General features: G+C 69.9%; 13 protein-coding genes and 1 pseudogene. 3 read left to right on the top strand and 11 right to left on the bottom strand.

The features are described from left to right. Nucleotides 1-503 (top strand): helix-turn-helix domain-containing protein (locus ACIRP7_RS41725; RefSeq protein ID WP_403671022.1); only part of this gene is annotated, 503 nt, incomplete at its 5' end. Here ACIRP7_RS41725 and ACIRP7_RS41730 read toward each other — a convergent pair. After that, nucleotides 413-1,320, bottom strand: a pseudogene (locus tag ACIRP7_RS41730) (zinc-binding dehydrogenase). The gene ACIRP7_RS41725 and the pseudogene ACIRP7_RS41730 sit on opposite strands and share 91 nt — an antisense overlap. 450 nt (nt 1,321-1,770) lie before the next feature. Here ACIRP7_RS41730 and ACIRP7_RS41735 point away from each other — a divergent pair. Beyond that, nucleotides 1,771-3,195: a glycoside hydrolase family 43 protein gene (locus tag ACIRP7_RS41735; RefSeq protein ID WP_403671025.1), complete on the top strand. Its 1,425-nt coding sequence runs from the start codon at nt 1,771-1,773 to the stop codon at nt 3,193-3,195. Between the two features lie 71 nt (nt 3,196-3,266). Here ACIRP7_RS41735 and ACIRP7_RS41740 read toward each other — a convergent pair whose 3' ends face one another. Then, on the bottom strand, nt 3,267-3,458 hold the full coding sequence (locus ACIRP7_RS41740; RefSeq protein ID WP_403671028.1) for a hypothetical protein: 192 nt from the start codon (nt 3,456-3,458) through the stop codon (nt 3,267-3,269). A 187-nt stretch (nt 3,459-3,645) separates the two neighbouring features. Here ACIRP7_RS41740 and ACIRP7_RS41745 point away from each other — a divergent pair, with 187 nt between their 5' ends. Then, a complete protein-coding gene (locus ACIRP7_RS41745) occupies nt 3,646-6,669 on the top strand; it encodes an MGH1-like glycoside hydrolase domain-containing protein (RefSeq protein ID WP_403671031.1) in 3,024 nt (1,007 codons plus the stop codon). A gap of 806 nt (nt 6,670-7,475) precedes the next feature. Here the strand turns inward: ACIRP7_RS41745 and ACIRP7_RS41750 are convergent. From ACIRP7_RS41750 to urtE, 9 genes are all read right to left on the bottom strand, one after another. After that, entirely contained in the window at nt 7,476-8,762 is a 1,287-nt protein-coding gene (locus ACIRP7_RS41750; RefSeq protein ID WP_403671034.1) for a hypothetical protein, read from the bottom strand. An 80-nt stretch (nt 8,763-8,842) separates the two neighbouring features. Further along, nucleotides 8,843-9,661 (bottom strand): IclR family transcriptional regulator, encoded by an 819-nt coding sequence (locus ACIRP7_RS41755; protein WP_403671037.1) that lies wholly within the window; start codon nt 9,659-9,661, stop codon nt 8,843-8,845. Further along, complete coding sequence (locus tag ACIRP7_RS41760; RefSeq protein WP_403671040.1) at nt 9,658-10,395, bottom strand: MBL fold metallo-hydrolase; 738 nt, start codon at nt 10,393-10,395, stop codon at nt 9,658-9,660. Before ACIRP7_RS41760 ends, ACIRP7_RS41755 begins: the two co-directional genes overlap by 4 nt. Then, nucleotides 10,386-11,705 carry a M20 family metallopeptidase gene (locus ACIRP7_RS41765; protein WP_403671043.1) on the bottom strand — a complete coding sequence of 440 codons (1,320 nt, stop codon included), beginning with the start codon at nt 11,703-11,705 and terminating at the stop codon, nt 10,386-10,388. Before ACIRP7_RS41765 ends, ACIRP7_RS41760 begins: the two co-directional genes overlap by 10 nt. Beyond that, on the bottom strand, nt 11,702-12,667 hold the full coding sequence (locus ACIRP7_RS41770; RefSeq protein ID WP_403671046.1) for an ABC transporter permease: 966 nt from the start codon (nt 12,665-12,667) through the stop codon (nt 11,702-11,704). Before ACIRP7_RS41770 ends, ACIRP7_RS41765 begins: the two co-directional genes overlap by 4 nt. Beyond that, nucleotides 12,664-13,617: an ABC transporter permease gene (locus ACIRP7_RS41775; RefSeq protein WP_403671049.1), complete on the bottom strand. Its 954-nt coding sequence runs from the start codon at nt 13,615-13,617 to the stop codon at nt 12,664-12,666. The genes ACIRP7_RS41770 and ACIRP7_RS41775 overlap by 4 nt, the downstream gene beginning before the upstream one ends. Next, nucleotides 13,610-15,196, bottom strand: coding sequence for a sugar ABC transporter ATP-binding protein (locus ACIRP7_RS41780; protein WP_403671052.1), 1,587 nt, complete (start codon nt 15,194-15,196; stop codon nt 13,610-13,612). Before ACIRP7_RS41780 ends, ACIRP7_RS41775 begins: the two co-directional genes overlap by 8 nt. Nucleotides 15,197-15,198: 2 nt before the next feature. Next, a complete protein-coding gene (locus tag ACIRP7_RS41785; RefSeq protein WP_403671055.1) occupies nt 15,199-16,266 on the bottom strand; it encodes an ABC transporter substrate-binding protein in 1,068 nt (355 codons plus the stop codon). A gap of 682 nt (nt 16,267-16,948) precedes the next feature. After that, entirely contained in the window at nt 16,949-17,641 is a 693-nt protein-coding gene (gene urtE / locus ACIRP7_RS41790) for an urea ABC transporter ATP-binding subunit UrtE (RefSeq protein WP_403671154.1), read from the bottom strand. Between the last annotated feature and the right edge of the window lie 3 nt (nt 17,642-17,644).

The following is a 17,644-nucleotide window of genomic DNA, read 5'->3' on the forward strand; positions in this document are numbered from 1 at the left end:
CCCTCGACGGCACGGCCGCGGCCGGCACCGGCCGCGCCGACAGGTACGGACGCTTCCTCGACGCCCTGGAGCTGCACTTTCGCGAACTGCACCACGCCGCGGACTACGCCGAGCTGCTCGGCTGCTCGGTCCGCACCCTCAGCCGCACCGCCCAAGACGCCACCGGCAAGGGAGTACGCGAACTCATCGACGACCGGCGCCTCCTGGAAGCCCGGCGCCTGCTGGAAGCCGCCCGGTGGGATGCCCGGACGGTGGCCGCCCACCTCGGCTTCACCGACCCCGCGAACTTCGGCCGCTTCTTCCGCGACCGCACCGGCCTCACCCCGGCCGCCTACGCGGCCCGCGAAGCGAGGACGACCCTTGACGGCGGCGGTCTCGCGGCGATGACCTTGTCGCTTCCCGCGATCAGTTCTCAGTCGTCCAGGACGACGACGTGCTTGCCCGGCGTGGTGCCGGATTCGCGGGCGGCCTGGGCGTCCCGGACCTGCTCCAGGCCGTGGTAGACCTTCGCGACCGGGACCTTGAGGCGTCGCTCCGCGATGGCCTGGAGTTGATGGGCGAAGACGTCGGCCGGGAGGTCGGCGGCCTCGCCCGCGTAGCTGGTCAGCCGCACCCCGCTGGGGATCATGAACGGGGAGAAGTCGGGGATGGCCCACCCGCCGCCCAGGGCGCCGGTGAAGCAGACGGTGTTGTGCACGCGCACGCATCCGAAGGTGTCCGGCAGGGCTGTGCAGCCCACCAGTTCCAGCGCGGCGTCCACGCCCTGCGGTGCGAGGCCCTGAACCTTCTCGGCGATGTGTCCGTCGTCCACGATCGGATGGTCGACGCCCATGGCCCGCAGTTCGTCGGCACGCCCGGCGTGACGCGTGGTGGAGATGACGGTGGCGCCGATGTCCTTGACCATCGCCGCCGCGCTCAGCCCGACCGTGGAGGTGCCGCCGCGGATCAGCAGCGTCTGTCCGGCCTTGAGGTCCAGGCCGCGGGTCAGGGATCCGTAGGCGGTCTGGAACATCTCGGGCGCGCGCCGACCACGTCCCACGGCAGGGTGGTCTCGAACGGGATGACCTGTGCCGCGGGGACGGTGACGTACTGGGCGTACGCGCCGTCGTACGAGCGGCCGGCCTCATCGACCACGCCGACGCCCTCGATGCCGGGAACCCGCGGATAGGTGACCACCGCGTCCGACTCTCCCTTGCGGGTCGTGACCTCGGACTCGTAGACGCCGAACGCCTTCACCCTGATCCGCACCCAGCCGGGCTTGCGTACCGGCACCGGCAGGTCCTTGATCTCGTGGTGAGCATCCCGCCGGCTCCCCACCAGGGGCTTTTCCGCCGCCACACTGTCGGGCAAGGTCGTGCTCGACATCGGAGCATCCGTGACGCGCCGTACGACGAACTCGACGACGGCCGCGTCGGTCTCGTCGAGCCACGTCACCTCACCGGCGAACACCAGCAGCACGCGCTCGGCGACCCTGGACAGCGGACCAACACTGCTCCTCTCGGCTCTCCCTCTTGACACCCGCTCTTACCGCACCCTAACTTTTCGCCAAATTACGAACAGCGTCCGGCATTTCGAACAAAGGGCGTGCTCGCCGGACCTGCCGACTCGCCTCCGCTCCCGCTCCGCGGCGCCACACAAGGATGTCTCTGTCATGAGCATTGCTCCCGCATCTGCCGGTGTGGAACAGGCCGTCCGCCGACTCCAGTGGTCACGCGCCTGACACTCCGCTTTCACCCCGTTCCGGCACCCGCAGAAAGACAGGAAACGCACATGGCAAGGGTTCTCACCCGGGTCGCGGCGATACTGGTCGCCGTCGGCCTCTTCTTCACCTCCCAGTCCCTGATCACACCGGCAGCCGCCGCCGACCCCGGCTACCTGATGGTGCACTTCACCGGTGAGGGGTCGACCAACCAGCAGATGTACCTCTCGCACAGCACGGACGGTCTGCACTGGAACGACCTCAACGGCGGCGGCATGGTCCTGCGCTCCACGGTCGGCACGAAGGGGGTGCGTGACCCCGCATTCGTGAGGTCCCCCGACGGCAGCAAGTACTGGATCATCGCCACCGACCTGTGCATCAGCTGCGGGCAGACGTGGAGTCAGTCCATCAACGACGGCAGCCGCAACCTGGTGGTGTGGGAGTCGACAGACCTGGTCACCTGGTCGCAGCCGTGGCTGCTCAACGTCGCCGGCGCGATCCCCGACGGACGCAACGCCTGGGCGCCCGAGGCGATCTGGGACCCCGAGACCAACGACTACGTCCTGTACTGGGCCACGAACGTGCCCCTCAACGGCGCAACGAAGCACCGCATCTTCTACGCCCGCACCAGCGACTTCCGCACCATCAGCACCCCGCAGCTCTACATCGACCGCCCCGGCAGCCAGGAAATCATCGACACCCAGATCATCGAGATGCCCTCCGGAGTGGGTAACTACCGTTACGTGCGGGCCTCCGGCGACGGGCAGATCACCCTCGAGGGCAGCAACTCGATCCTGGGGACGTGGACGAACCTGGGCAACCTCTCCGGCATCGGTCTGACCGGTTCGATGGTCGAGGGCCCGATGTGGATGAAGTTCAACGGCACCAACAAGTGGGCGCTCTACCTCGACCAGTACGCCACCAGCGGCGGTTACATGCCGGTCGTGACGACCGACCCGTCCAATCCCGCGACCTACCAGAAGCCGGCGTCGGGAAGCTACGACATGGGCGGCACGAAAAAGCGCCACGGCTGGATCATGAACCTGACGGCCGCCGAGGAGAGCCGTGTGCTCGCACGCTGGCCCAACACCGCGGCCAACCGGCTCCAGTCGTACAACTTCCAGGACCGGTACGTACGGCACACCAACTTCGACGTGCGCATCGATCAGAACATCACCGACCCGGACGCGCAGTTCCGGCTGCGGCCCGGCCTGGCGGGCTCCGGCACCGTCTCCTTCGAGTCGGTGAACTTCCCCGGACACTTCCTGCGGCACTCCGCGTTCGACTTCCAGCTCGTCTACAACGACGGCACCGCCGGGTTCGCCGCGGACGCCAGCTTCCGCCAGGTCGCCGGGCTCGCCGACTCGAGCTGGTCGTCGTTCCAGTCGTACAACTACCCCGACCGGTACATCCGCCACTACGCGTACGAACTCAAGCTCGACCCGATCACCACCGCGACGGGGCGGAGCGACGCCACCTTCCGCGTGACGAACTGACCTGAGACCGGCATGCCGGCGCCTCCGGGGGAGAGCGCCGGCATCCCCTCCCTCTTGGTCGCACAACGGGCTCAACGGTGCCCGGCATTGTCGGCCGGGCAACCGCATCGGTGCAGCAGGAACGGCGCGACCAGACCGGGGGCCACCAGCGGCAGTATCAGCGTCCGCAGGCTGTGCCACCGGGAGGCGCCCATGTTGATGGCCGCCTCCTCCAGTGCCGGGTACAGACCCCGCAGCATGCCGAGCAGCCCCGGGTACGCCACGGGAAGAGGCGCCGTCAACACCCTGGTGCTCGGCGCTCTCGTCGGCCTGTGCGGATCTGTCGGCTCGTCGTGCCAGATCTATTGACTTGCTCTCCCGTCCGTCATTACCGTCTGGCAGCATTTCGAACGCCTTTCGATATCTCGAACGGCGGATATCTCGCATGAGTGCCCAATGGAGGACACCTCTATGCGTCATCGACCCAGACCCGGTACCCGCCTGGTGGCCGCCCTGTGCGGCTCGACGCTGTCCATGGCCCTGTTGACCGGCGGACCCGGGGCGACCCCCGCCCAGGCGGCCGACGACCCCAACGCGATCGCGCTCGACAAGGACGCGATCCTCGCCGCCAACCAGCTCGACGAGCCGCAGTGGTACAAGGACAACATCCCGTTCCTCGACACCCCCGACAACGACATCGACGATGTCTACTACTACCGGTGGAGCACCTACAAGCGTGCGCTCCGCTACACGGTGCCGGGTACGGGTTATGTGTCGACCGAGTACGACGTGCCGATCGGCTACGCCGGGAACCCGTACACCGCGCTTCCGGACGCGGCCGGCTACCACCTGCTGGACGGGCGCTGGCTGCGCAACCGGGACTACGCCGGTGACTACCTGGACTTCTGGCTGCGCGGGGCCGGCAACTCGGGCGCCCGCAACTTCAGCGAGTGGATCACGAGCGCCGCGTACCAGCGTTATCTCGTCACGGGGGACGCCACCCAGATCAAGTCCGCGCTCCCCCACCTCATCGCGCTGTACAAGCGGTGGGACTCGAACTTCAACACCGACGTCACGGTGAACGGCACGCAGTCCACCAGCGACCTGTACCACCAGACCCCGCTGTCCGACGCCACGGAGTACACCGAGACGTCGATGCACAGCAGCGACTGGTTCGGCGGCGGCCGCGGCTACCGGCCCACGATCAACGCGTACATGTTCAGCGCCGCCCAGGCCATCAGCAAGATCGCCACGCTGAACGGCGACACGGCGACCGCGAACGATTACGACGCCAAGGCCGCGCAGCTCAAGTCGGCCGTGCAGAACTCGCTGTGGGACCCGCAGCGCAACTTCTTCATGCAGGTCTACAACACGGACACCAGCAACGGCACCCTGAAGCAGACGAGGACGACCTGGCGGGAGCTGATGGGCTACGCCCCGTGGGCGTTCAACCTGCCCGACGCGCAGTACTCGTCGGCGTGGAAGTACCTGACCGACTCCAAGCGGTTCAAGGCGCCATTCGGACCCACGACGCTGGAGCGGGTGCACGACTTCGAGGCGGAGCAGGCCACCCGCAACCACGCCAACCTGTTCAGCTCGTCGACCGCCTCCAACGGGCAGTACGTCGGGCAGATCGACTTCGACGACAGCTACGTCACCTTCACCGTGAACGCGCCCGGCGCCGGGACGTACCCGGTGACCGTGCACTACGCCAACGGCACCACCGGCACGTCGACCCACAAGCTCATCGTGAACGACGACACCGCCAACCCGATCACGGTCAGCTACGCGCCCACCGGGGCCTGGCAGAAGTTCTCGGAGTCGCAGTCCGTCACCGTGCAGGTCCCGATGAAGGCCGGCGCCAACACGCTGAAGTTCGCCAAGGGCACCAGCTTCGCCGAACTCGACCGGATCACGGCGAACCCGTACTTCGACTACCAGGCGATCCCCGCCACGCAGCAGCGTGACGACGCCAACTGCTGCCACTGGAACGGCCCGAGCTGGCCGTACCAGACGAGCCAGGTCCTGACCGGCATGGCGAACCTGCTCCAGGACTACCCGGCGCAGAGCTACGTCACCAAGGCCGACTACCAGACGATGCTGGCGCAGTTCGCCGACCTCCAGCACAAGGACGGCAAGCCCTACATCGCCGAGGCCGCCGACGGCGACACCGGCCAGTGGATCTACGACGGCTTCAACTTCAGCGAGAACTACAACCACTCCAGCTTCAACGACCTGGTGCTCACCGGTCTGCTGGGCATCAAGCCGCAGGCCAACAACACGCTGGTGCTGAAGCCGCTGGTCCCCTCAGGCTGGGACTGGTTCGCGGTGGAGTCCCTGCCCTACCACGGACACACCTACTCGATCCGCTGGGACCGTGACGGCACGCACTACGGCAAGGGGAGCGGCCTGCAGATCTTCCAGGACGGCCAGCGCATCCAGCAGTCGTCGACGCTCGCCAACACCACCGTGAACGTGGCCGCCCCCGTCACCCCGGCACCGGCCACCCGGCTGATGAACGTGGCGGCCAACCCGCTGACCGCCGAGCAGGACTGGCTCGGCCGGACCATCACCCAGCCCTACCCGAAGGCCTTCGCCTCCTACACCAACACCGTCTCCAACGGTCCGCACTGCCACAGCGGGCAGACCTGCAAGCCCACCACCTTCGACGCCCCGCTGCGGGCCACCGACGGCTGGATCCGCTACGACAAGATCCCCGACGACCGATGGACCAACTCCGGCTCGCCGAACGCCACCGACCACCTCGGCGTCGACTTCGGCGCCCCTCGGAAGATCAACGAGGTGAAGTTCTACACCTACGACGACGGCGCGAACATCCGCGTCCCGGCGAGCTACACCGTCCAGTACCTCAGCAACGGCTCGTGGGTGAACGTCCCGAACCAGACCAAGAGCCCTGCCAACCCGGCCGCGAACAACGCCAACGAGGTGACCTTCCCGACGATCACGACCTCCCAGTTCCGGGTCGTCCTCACCCCCCAGGCCGGCAAGTTCGTCGGCGTCACCGAGCTGGAGTCCTGGTACCCGGAGACACCGGCCGTGAAGATCGTCAACAAGAACAGCAACCTGGAGCTCGGCATCTCCGGCTCGTCGATCGCCGCGGGAGGCGCCGCCCAGCAGCAGACGGCCGACGCCACGGCCAACCACCAGTGGAAGATCGTTCCCGCCGAGAACGGCTACTACAAGATCTTCAACGCCAACAGCGGCCAGGTGCTCGGCATCAAGGACGCCTCCAGGACCGCCGGCGCCACCGCACTGCAGTGGGGTGACACGCTCACCGCCGACCACCTCTGGTCCGTGGTGGACGCGGGCGGCGGCTACTGCAAGATCATCAACAAGAACAGCGGTATGGCTCTGGGCATCCAGGACATGTCCACCGCAACCGGGGCCCAGGTTGTGCAGTGGGACGACAACGGCACGGCCGACCACCTGTGGCGCATCGCCGCGGCCGACGGATCCACACCGTTCAACTCCTGACCGCCCGTCCGCCACGGTACGACCGTCGGCCGGGCTCCGGAATTCCGGGTCCCGGTCGGCGCTGTCGCCATGGGGGCACATCCCGTTACTTCCGGGCAGGTGCCGAGCCGGCTCTCATCCTCGCGTCCCGAGCGCGCAGGCGTCAGACGGCCTCAGGGAGGCACGGAGTCGATCCCGCCGGCTCGGGCCACTGGGTGCCGGGACAGAGGCCGACAGCACCTTGATCACCTGCCCCGCCACAGGTCGGAGTCGCCGACATGCCCCCGCACGGCGCGGGACCCACGAGAAACCGAACGCGCGAGCAGCGGAGCCGCAGTAGCCCTCAGACCTGCGACCCGCCCGTGTCTTTACGGACCAACGGTGTGGCCACGCCATGAAAAGCGCGGGCGAGATGCAGTACCGGGTGGACGTCGAAGGTGTTCGCGGCAGGGCGGTCCACGCTCCTCGCCCTGGGCCGGTTCGGCCATCTGCGCTTCCGTCCGGCGGGCTTGCCCGGTCGTACGCTTCGCGCAGCGGATCGATCCGCGAGGGTGCCTCGCCCGCCGGCACCCATTGCTGAGGTGAGCTGCTCGGCAGGAGGGAGTCCCAGCCCGTTGCGGGCGCGTGGGAGCGCGCCCGCGGAGACCCATGGGGTACCTGGAGCCCCAAAACGTGTCAGGGGGCCGCCCTCCGGCCTCAACGGAGCGGGACCCACCCGGTTGGAAATCGGCGGTCGCCGGGGCTGGGGAGCCGATGACGGACGTACGCCGGTCGTCCGACGGGCCGTCCGCCTGCCGGGTCCGCAGCCGACCCGTCGCGTCGTGGCGTCAGCCGCGCGCCTTGAGTGCTGTGGGGATGCGGTCCAGCACGGGGTACGGGAGCAGACCGTAGTGGTAGAAGTCCACGGCGTCCGCATGTCCGGGACCGGTGGCCGCTGCCGTCTTCTCCGCGAGCGCGTCGGCGGACGCGGTGTCCGGTGCCCCGGGGCGCAGTACGGTCCGCAGGGTGCAGGTGTCCGGTAGGGCGGCCCGGTAGGCGGCGGTGTCGGCCGCGACGCGGGCCGGGTCGCGGGCGTAGGCGAGGATGGCGTAGGCGGGGACGACGGCCCCGACCGCCGCGGGGTCGACACCGATCCGCCAGGCCTCTTCGGCCGCGAGCGCGCCGGTCGGCAGGCCGTCCGCATACCCCTTGACCGCGCCGGTCAGATCGAGGAAGACCAGCCGAGATCCCTCGCTCGCCACGGCGTCGGCCACGGCAGCGGCGAGTGAGGTGACGGTGTCGCAGCGAGTACGTACATACGCGGCGACGAACTCCCCGGCCAGGTCGGCGAGTTCCCCGAGCACGAGGGCGTTCGGCAGCGGGTCGGCGCCGTCGAGCAGCCGACCGACGGTGCGCGTGGCCTCGGCGCGGGCCGCGGCGGAGTCCACTCCCGCGCTGTCGGCGCGCTCGATGCAGGATGGGCAGAAGCACAGGCCGAGCAGGAACTCCTCCACGGGGCCGAGCGGTACGAAGCTGCGTTCGTGGTGGTAGCCGTGGCCGAAGGAGCCGAAGTGCAGTGACTCGGACACCACCGCGTCCATCCCCTGCCGGGCCACGGAACGGGCGAGCGCGACGGCGTACTCCCGTACGTCCGGGTTGGCGGGACACAGATCGGCCGGGGCGGCGCGGTCGCCGAAGCAGTTCTCCTGGGTGACGTCGGGGCGGGCGAGGCCCAGCGTGGTGTTGTGCAGGAAGACGGTCCAGCCGTGCAGGGCGGCGCCGCGTTCCGCCGTACGCAGGCGCAGTTCGCGCAGTGGCTCCCGCTCGGCGCCGGGCTGCACCGGCGGCTTCAGGCCCACTCCGTCGAAGAGGTCGGCCGGCGGCGGGAAGTGGGTGCCGTCCTGCCGAAGGGTGACCCGGGTGGGACCGTGCGGAGTGACGTCGCGGGCGCGGTGATAGGCGGCGGCGACGGTGAGGGTGTCGCAGTCGTATGTGCCGAGGACCCGGTCGAGGACGGCGTCCGTGCCCTCCGCGCGGAGGTCTTCGACGAAGGTGTAGACGGAGGACGTCGACGGGGGCGCCGGAACGGCCGGGGGTGTCGAGCGCACCGGGGACGTCCGTGGGCTGGGGTGCATGGGGATCGATCCTGTCGCTTTCCGGGGCGGAGGGCAGGGGCGGAGGGCGGGGGCCAAGGGGGCGGTCGGCCGTAAGGCCTTCAGTGGTCGGTAGCCTTGTGCTGGTCGCGGTCCCGTCCGCGGGAGGAGCCGAGGACGTGGGAGATTTCCATGCCGATGCGGACGACCATGGGGCCGACTTCACGGACCCGGGCGGGGGTCATCCGGGTGGTGAGGCCGGAGACGCTCAGTGCGCCGACCGGCGCGTCGGTGTGGTCGAAGACCGGTGCGGCGACGCACCGTACCTCCGGTTCGTTCTCCCGGTCGTCGATCGCGTAACCCCGGCGCCGGACCCGGTCGAGTTCGAGGCGCAGTCGTTCGGCGTCGGTGACCGTGTGCGCGGTGACCGGCGGCATTCCGGCGGCCACCACTACGCGGAACGCCTCCTCGCCCTGCCAGGCGAGGATGGCCTTGCCGACGGCGGTGCGGTAGGCGGGGACGCGGCTGCCGATGCGGGAGCCCATGCGGACGTTGGTCTCGTTCTCCACCTTGTCGATGTAGACGACGTCCGGCGGTTCGTAGACGACGAGGTGGCAGGTCTCCCCCACCATGTGCTGGAGCAGCCGCAGCGGTTCGGCTGCGACGGTCCGCAGGTCGAGTGAGGACAGGTAGGCCTGGCCGAGCCGCAGGGTGCCGTGGCCGAGCCGGAACCAACCGGTCTCGCGGTCGCGGACCAGCAGGTCGGACTCCATGAGAGGTGAGGCGAGACGCAGCACCGTGCTCTTGTTGATGCCGAGATCCTCCGCGATCCGGGTCAGTGACATGCCCCGGCCGGTGCCGGCGTGATCGCGGATGTACTCGAGGACGGTGAGGGCGCGGCGCAGCGAGGTGGCCTGGTTGCGGTGGACCGGTGCGGTCATGTCGTACTCCTCGGCAGCAGGCCGCGGGCGACGGCGTCGCGGGCGGTGGCCAGGTGCCTCCCGGCCCGGGCGAGTGAGACCTCGTGGTGGCCGGGGAAGAGCGCGTCGACGTCGAGCGCGGCCAGCCGCAGCAGACTGTCGGCGTACGCGGGCACGCGGCAGTCATGCAGATTCTGCAACGAGATGCGTCCTCCGGTGAAGACGCAGTCTCCGGAGAAGAGTGCCTGGTAGGCCGGGGTCCGCAGGTGGTAGCAGGTGTGGCCGTCGGCATGGCCGGGGGTGGCGACGGCCCGGACGACAACTCCGCCGCCCAGATCGATTTGCATGCCGTCGGTGAGGGGTTCGACGCGGGGGCAGGGCCGGAAGGCGTAGTCGGCCGGGTAGACCCCGGCAGCCTTGCCCCTGTCCACGCTGAGGCCCCGCTCGTCGCCCGCGGCGATCCAGCGCACCGCCGCGGCCCCGGCCAGCACGCGCAGTCCGGGCAGTTCCTCGGCGAGGGCGGCGGCTCCTCCCGCGTGGTCGGCGTGGCCGTGGGTGAGCAGGAGGTGGTCCGGCTGGGTGCCCGTGCTGCCCGCTTTCCGCAGGATGCTGAGCGCGGAGCGGCCGGCGCCGGCGTCGATGAGGACACTGCGGCGACTGCCGCGCACGAGGTAGACGTGGCAGTCCAGCGGGTCGGTGAGATCGAACCCGGCGGCGCCGCTGGCGAGGAGACGGACGTGGTCGGTCAGTTGCATGGCCGCCGCCACTGCGGCGGGATATCTGCGTGGGAGACCTTGCGGGCTCGCTCCTGCGACGGCTTGTCGGCGGCCGCGCGCGGCCGGGCGTCGTCCGCGGAGGGATCTTTGCGGGCTCGCGTCGGCGGCGGGACGTCCACGGAGGAGAATGAACTCTCGTGGAGCCGCTTCCCCGTCTCGCGGATCGCGGCCACCACGATCCGCGCGGCCAGTTCCACCTCCGCCAGGTCCACCGATTCGGCCGCCGCGTGGGCATCCGTCACCGAGCCGGGTCCGAACACCACCGACGGCATCCCGGCCCGGGCCAGTTTGCTGGCGTCCGTACCGAAAGGCATGCCCTGGATGTCGCGGGGACGGCCGTGGGCGGCGAGGGCATCGCACAGTGCGGTGACCACAGGGGTGTCGGGCGGGGTGTCCAGGGCCGGGTCGACCGTGAACGGAGGGTCCACCTCGGTGCCCAGGGCGGTCAGTTCGTCGCGGTCCTGCTCCCAGACGGACTCCGGGTCCTCGCCGGGGAGCGTACGGCGATCGATGTCCATCTCACAGCTGCCGGGGATGGTGTTGGGACCCGTGCCGCCACGGACACGGGTGATCGAACGGGTGGCGGGCCCCAGGAGCGGGTGCGGTGCCACGGCCGGGCGCGTGGCGGCGAGGTGGGCGATGACCGGGGCCATCGACAAGATCGCGTTGACCGCCTCCTCGGGCCGCGAACTGTGCCCCGGCCGGCCCGTGGTGCGAACGGTGTAGCGCACGACGCCCTTGTGGGCGGTGGCCGGCACCAACCCGGTGGGCTCGCCGACCAGCGCGCCGACGACACGGCGGTCGGCCAGCGTTTCGAGCAGGTGCAGGACACCCCGGTAGGCGTGTTCCTCGTCGCACACCCCGGCCAGGACGACCGTGAGCGGCGGCGGCCCGCCACGGGCGAGTTCGGCGGCGGCCAGCATGAACGCGGCGAGCGGCCCCTTGGCGTCGCAGGCACCCCGCCCGTACAGCCGGCCGCCGCGGACCTCGCCGTCGTGGGGCGGGACCGTCATTCCGTCCGTCTCGACCGTGTCGAGGTGCGATTCGAGGAGCACCACCGCCGGGTCCCGGCCGGGAACGACGGCCACCACGTTGCACCGTCCCGGCAGCACCTCGTGCACCTCTGCCCGTACGCCGTGCCGGCCCAGCCAGTCCCGTACATGGGCGGCCACCGCCGTCTCTCCCCCGTCGCCCGGCGCGCCCCGGGGGTTCACGCTGGGGATGCGCACGAGATCGCGGACGAGGTCCCGTACGGCGTCGGTCGCGTCTTGGGACGCCGGGGACGTCATGTCCTGCGCTCCCTCGCGTAGACAAGGAGCAGGCCGATGATCAGCACGCCGAGGACGACCTGGCGCACGCCCTCCGAGAGGTTCCAGGAGATCAGCAGCGCGGTCAGCAGGGTGAGCAGCAGGGCGCCGCCGACCGTGCCGAGGAGGTGGCCCCGGCCACCGAGGATGGAGGTGCCGCCGAGCACGACGGAGGCGATGGACAGGAGTTGGTACGGATTGCCCATCGTCAGCGAGCTGGTTCCGGTGAAGCCGAGCAGCACCAGTCCGGCCACTCCGGCGAGCAGCGCGCAGGACACGTACGCGGTGAACGCCGTCGCGCCGAGCGGCACTCCGGAGGCGCGGGCCGCGTCCTCGCCGGCGCCGAGCGCGAACGCGTACCGGCCGGTGCGGGACAGGTGCAGCAGCCAGCCGGCGACGGCCGTGGCGACCAGCCACAGCACGAACGCCCAAGGCACCCCCAGCAGTCGGCCGTTGGACAGCGAGTCGAGCAGGGGCAGGTGGGCCGAACTGGGTGAGCCGTCGGTGTACACGAGCAGGGCGCCGGACAGGATGGTGCCCGTGGCGAGTGTCATCACCATCGGCGGCACCCGCAGCCACACCACACCGCCCGCGTTCACGGCGCCCACCAGCACGCTCAGCGCCAGTGCCGCCATGATTCCGCTCGCGCCGCCGCCCGTACCGGAGGCGACCTTGGCGCAGACGACCGCGGACAGGGCGACCACGCCGGACACCGACAGGTCGATGCCGCTCATGATCACGACGAGGGTCTGGCCGACCGCGACGATGCCCAGGAACGACGCCGTCTGCACCAGGTAGCGGACGTTGGAGACGCTGTCGAAGCCGTCCGCGAACAGGATCGCCGCGAGCCAGGTGACCGCGAGGACGCCGAACGCCCAGGCCGCGCGGCTGCCGCGCAGCGCGACGACCGCATCCGTGCGGATCGTGCCCGTCACGCCGGTCATACGGCGGCCTCCCGAGTGAGGTACGTCTTCAGGGCGAGCGCCACCACGAGGATCACTCCTTGCACGATGAGCTGGTAGAAGGGCGAGATCCCGGTGAACAGCAGCAGGTTGGTGAGCAGACCGATGACCAGCGCGCCCAGGACGGTGCCGCGCATCCGGCCGACCCCGCCGAAGAAGCTGATGCCGCCGAGTACGCACGCGGCGATCGAGTTGAGCGTGTAAGGCGTGCCGATGGTGGGATCCGCCGAGCCGGTCTGCACGGCCAGTCCGATTCCGGCGAGTCCGGTGAACGCGCCCGCCAGCCCGTATCCGGCGATCTTCGTACCGCGGGTGTGCAGACCGCTGGCGTAGGCGCCGTGTTCGTTGCCGCCGACGGCGTAGAGGGCGAGCCCGTGCCGGGTGGTGCGCAGCACCTTCCATGCGGCCAGCACGAGGGCGACGGCCAAGGCGGGTACCGCGAGGCCGTTCCACCCGTTGTTGTACGCGTTCACCAGCCCGCCCGGGACATGCCCCCCGGGCTGCGGCAGGACGATCAGCGTGACGCCGCTCCACAGGAACGACGCGGCGAGCGTCACGACGATCGGGGGCAGACCGGCGTACGCCACAAGTGTCCCGTTGACCGCACCGGCCGCGACGGCCGCGCACAGGGCGGCGACAGCCGCGGCCACCACGCCGCCCGCGCTGTGCGCGTCGTACGTGGCGAACACGGCCATGGCAAGCCCGAGTACGGCGCCCAGCGAGAGGTCGATGCCCCCGAGGAGCATCACGGTCGTCTGCCCGGCGGCGGCCAGGATCAGCGGCAGGAACTGCGCGGACAGGATAGTGACGGAGGCGGGGCTGAACAGGCTGGAGTCGTAGTGCTGGTAGGCCACGAGCACCGCCAGCAGGAGGACGAGCAGTCCCACGAGGTCGGTGTTTCCCCGGGCGGCAGACGTGATCCGTTCACGCATGGGCCACACTCCCGGGCTCTGTCTTCGGGTCCGAATCCGAAACCGGGTCGAGGCCCGGGTCCGGGTCCGGCGGCACGTTCGCGGCCGTGCCCATCACCGAGGCCCGTACCAGGCGTTCCTCCGTCAGGGCCGGGCCCGTCAGGCGGTCCACGATCGTGCCCTCGTACAGCACCGCGACCTCGTCACAGAGGCCGACCAGTTCCATGGTGTCTCCCGAGGTGACCAGCACGGCCAGGCCGTCGTCGGCGAGGCGGCGCAGCAGGTGGTAGATCTCGCGTTTGGTGCCGATGTCGATGCCCCGCGTGGGTTCGGCGAGCAGCAGGACACGGGGCCCGGTCGGCAGCCACTTGGCCAGCGCCACCTTCTGCTGGTTGCCGCCCGACAGACGGCGGGCCTCCTGCGCCGGGGAGGTGGCCTTGACCTGCAACCGCTCGGTCAGTTCACCGACCAGCCGGGTCTCGGCGGCTCGGTCGACGGTGGTGAGGCGGCGCCCCGGGGCGAGGGTGCGCAGGCTGGGCAGGGCGAGGTTGTCGCGGACGCTGCGCGCAGTGTGCACGCCCTCGGTCTTGCGGTCCTCGGGGACGTAGGCGATGCCGTGGCGGATCGCGTCACGCGGCGACCGCAGCCGTACCGACCGCCCGTCGAGCGTGACCTGTCCGGTGTGGCGGGCCAGGCCGAACAGGGCGCGCAGCACCTCGCGTTGGCCCTGGCCCTGGAGTCCGCCGAGGCCGAGGATCCGGCCGGGCACCAGGTCCAGGTCGACGCCGGAGCACGCGCGGGCGACGGTGAGGTCGCGGGCCCGGAGCAGAGGCTCACCGGTGGGCCCGGCCGCCTTCGCCGGGAAGAGGGCCGAGAGTTCACGCCCCACCATCAGCCGCACGATGTCGTCGTGGTCGGTCAGTTCCCGTTCCCGTGTCGCCATCACCGCGCCGTCCTTCAGTACGGTCAACCGGTCGCTGACGGCGAAGAGTTCGGCCATGCGGTGGCTGACGAATATCACCGAGCCGCCGCGTTCGCGCAGTTCACGTACGACCCGGAAGACGGCGCCGACCTGTTCCTCGTCGAGTGCCGAGGTCGCCTCGTCGAGGATCAGCAGGCGCGGTTCGCCGGCCAGCGCCTTGGCCAGTTCGACCAGTTGCTGACGGCCGAGCGACAGGCGACCGGCCCGGGTGCGCGGGTCGACGTCCAGGCCGACACGCTCCAGCAGGGGCTGGGCCCGCGCCGCGAGGTCACGGGCCCGCACCAGACCGCGCCGGCTGGGCCAGGCGCCGAGGAAGATGTTCTCCGCGACGCTCTGGTGCGGGCTGAGGGTCAACTCCTGGTGGACGGAGCCGATCCCGGCGGCCCGGGCGCGGTGGGGAGACCACGCCCGGGTGACGGGAGCGCCGTCGTGGACGACCCGGCCGGAGTCGGGCGTCAGCAGCCCGGTGACGAGGGAGAGCACGGTGGACTTGCCGGCCCCGTTCTCACCGACGAGCGCCAGTACCTCTCCGGGCTCGACGGTGAAGCTCACCTCCCGCAGCACCTGGTTCCCGGCGAACGACTTGGACAGCTCTTCCACGCTCAGCAACGGCGCCATGGTCACTTTCCGATGAGCTTGTCGATCTCGGACTGCGGCAGGTCGTTGATCGGGTACGAGTCGTCCGGCTGGTCCGGCTTCACGTAGTCGGCCAGGTTCTTGTCGGTGATCTCGGGGAGCGGGACGGTGATGTCCTGCGGGACGGACACGCCCTCCCGCTTGGCGACCGCCGCTTCCAGGGCGATGACCGCGAGGTAGTTGGGCTGGGCGGTGGCGAGGGACGAGAAGCCGTCCTTCCGGTGGGAACTCCACATCTTCAGGAAGCCGTTGTAGTTCTCGCCCGTGATGGGGACGAGCTTCTTGTCCTGCTTGACCAGCGTCTGCAGCGCGGCTGCCGACAGGGCGCCGCCCTGCGAGAAGACACCGTCGATGTCCGGGTGCGCCGAGTAGGCGGACGCGAAGGCCTGGGCGGCCGGGGCGAGGTTGTACTCGCTGTGCACATTGCTGACGATCTTGATGTTCGGGTATTTCTTGAAGACCGCCGCGGCACCGGCCCAGCGGTCCTCGCTGACGGCCACGCCGGCCGGGCCGTTCATGGCGATGACGCTGCCCTTGCCCTTCAGCTTGTCCGCCAGCCAGGTGGCCATCATCGAGCCCCACGCCTTCTGGTCGGTGCCGACTCTGATGACCTTCGTGCTGGTCGGCAGGGAGTCGAAGCCCACGACGGTGATGCCGGCCGCGACTGCCTGTTCGAGCGCCGGGTTCAGCGCCGTCGAGGAACCCGCGTCGACGATGATCACGTCGTACTTCTGCTGGATCATGGCGCGGATCTGCGCGATCTGCTGCGAGGTGTCGCCGTTGGCGTTGAAGGTCTTGAACGCGCTCACCTTGCCGGCCGACTTCAGCTTGGTGACGTCGCCTTCCATCATCTTCAGGGTCTGCTGCATCCACGACGGGGTCAGGTAGATGGTCGACCAGCCGACCTTGAGGTCCTTGGCCGTCACCGCGGAGGCACTCGTGCCGCTCTTGGCGGTGGCGCTGTCGGACTGGACGTCGCACGCGCTGATACCGGCCAGCGCACACAAGGACGCTGCGACTGCCACCGCACCGCGTACAGAACCTGCGTTCATGGAAGCTCCTCAGTTCGTTCGGGAGACGCCGGCCAGACCGAGTGGCCGGGTGTTGGTGAGGTCGGGAGCGGTCTTTCGCGAGGCCCGCGGCGCCGGAACAGCGGTGTTCCGGCCGGTGGGGGGCGCTTTGCCCGATGAGGACCGTTGTGTTGAGACGGCAATGTAGGAGGTGCGCGCGGCATGACACCACGTCTGCAACACTAAATTTCGCATTGCACAACATGGCCGCTCGGAGGGCTGCGACGACGGTTGGTCACCGGGTATGAGTGCCTGGACGAACGCCGAACCTCGTCAGCTTCACAACGTCGGACGGCAGGACTGCCTACGTGACGGTGCCGTTCGACGCGGCCGACCGGATACCGCCGCCGTGTCACCCAGGTCATCGACACCGCCCAGGCCGCGCGTGACGCGGATCTGCAGGTGCAACTCGGCTGCCAGGCCATCAGCCCCGCGGCCGAGGGCGAGACGCGGAACATCGAGGCGATCGGGCTGATCGCCGCCGACATCCTCCTATGTCGCCTTCGGCTCACTGCTGGGCATACTCCTGCCCCTGCTGGTCGCGATCGGCGCCGGTCTGCTCGCCGTCGCGCCGGCCTCGCACGTGCTGACCCTGGGCACCGACGCCTCGAGGGTCGCGGCCCTCATGGGGCTCGAAGTCGGCATCCACCGGCCGGACCGGGTGTCACACGCTGAGTGCGGCCCGTACGGTCTGCTCGGCTCCCGTTCCGCCCTCGCCGGAGGACGTGACGCGGCCCGCCTCGAGCACGTAGTAGTGCTGGGCCGCACGCATGGCGAAGCCGACGTGCTGTTCAACAAGAAGGACGGAGAGGCCGCCGCGCCTGGTCAGGGCGAGGATCGTCTCCTCGATCTCGGCGACGACGGAGGGCTGGATACCCTCCGTGGGCTCGTCGAGGAGGAGGAGCCTCGGGCGGGTGATCAGGGCACGGGCGATGGCGAGTTGCTGGCGCTGACCGCCGGAGAGCAGTCCGGCGCGGCGGCCGGACAGCTCGCGCAGAACGGGGAAGAGGTCCAGGGCCTCGGCTGTCGCGTCCTTGCCGTCCGCACGGCCGTCGGCGACGAGTTGGAGGTTCTCGGTGGTGGTCAGGTGAGGGAAGGACTGCTGACCCTGGGGGACGTAGGCCATGCCACGGGCGACGCGTTGGTGCGGGGCGAGGCGGGTGATGTCCTCCCCGTCGAGCAGGATGCTGCCGCCCTTCGGCTTGATCAGGCCCATGGCGGCGCGCAACAGGGTGCTCTTGCCTGCGCCGTTGTGGCCCAGGACGGTGGCGACGCCGTCCTTCGGGACCGAGACGCTGACGCTGTGCAGCACCGTGGTGCGGTCGTATCCGGCCTGCACGTTGCTGAGTTCCAGCACGGG

It is taken from the genome of Streptomyces sp. NPDC102270 (genome assembly GCF_044766405.1).
Classification (GTDB): domain Bacteria; phylum Actinomycetota; class Actinomycetes; order Streptomycetales; family Streptomycetaceae; genus Streptomyces.

Excerpts from the sequence above, each read along its gene's own strand:
- ACIRP7_RS41735 (WP_403671025.1), top strand. The coding sequence starts at position 1,771 with ATGGCAAGGGTTCTCACCCGGGTCGCGGCGATACTGGTCGCCGTCGGC.
- ACIRP7_RS41745 (WP_403671031.1), top strand. The coding sequence starts at position 3,646 with ATGCGTCATCGACCCAGACCCGGTACCCGCCTGGTGGCCGCCCTGTGC.
- ACIRP7_RS41750 (WP_403671034.1), bottom strand. The coding sequence starts at position 8,762 with ATGCACCCCAGCCCACGGACGTCCCCGGTGCGCTCGACACCCCCGGCC.
- ACIRP7_RS41755 (WP_403671037.1), bottom strand. The coding sequence starts at position 9,661 with ATGACCGCACCGGTCCACCGCAACCAGGCCACCTCGCTGCGCCGCGCC.
- ACIRP7_RS41760 (WP_403671040.1), bottom strand. The coding sequence starts at position 10,395 with ATGCAACTGACCGACCACGTCCGTCTCCTCGCCAGCGGCGCCGCCGGG.
- ACIRP7_RS41765 (WP_403671043.1), bottom strand. The coding sequence starts at position 11,705 with ATGACGTCCCCGGCGTCCCAAGACGCGACCGACGCCGTACGGGACCTC.
- ACIRP7_RS41770 (WP_403671046.1), bottom strand. The coding sequence starts at position 12,667 with ATGACCGGCGTGACGGGCACGATCCGCACGGATGCGGTCGTCGCGCTG.
- ACIRP7_RS41775 (WP_403671049.1), bottom strand. The coding sequence starts at position 13,617 with ATGCGTGAACGGATCACGTCTGCCGCCCGGGGAAACACCGACCTCGTG.
- ACIRP7_RS41780 (WP_403671052.1), bottom strand. The coding sequence starts at position 15,196 with ATGGCGCCGTTGCTGAGCGTGGAAGAGCTGTCCAAGTCGTTCGCCGGG.
- ACIRP7_RS41785 (WP_403671055.1), bottom strand. The coding sequence starts at position 16,266 with ATGAACGCAGGTTCTGTACGCGGTGCGGTGGCAGTCGCAGCGTCCTTG.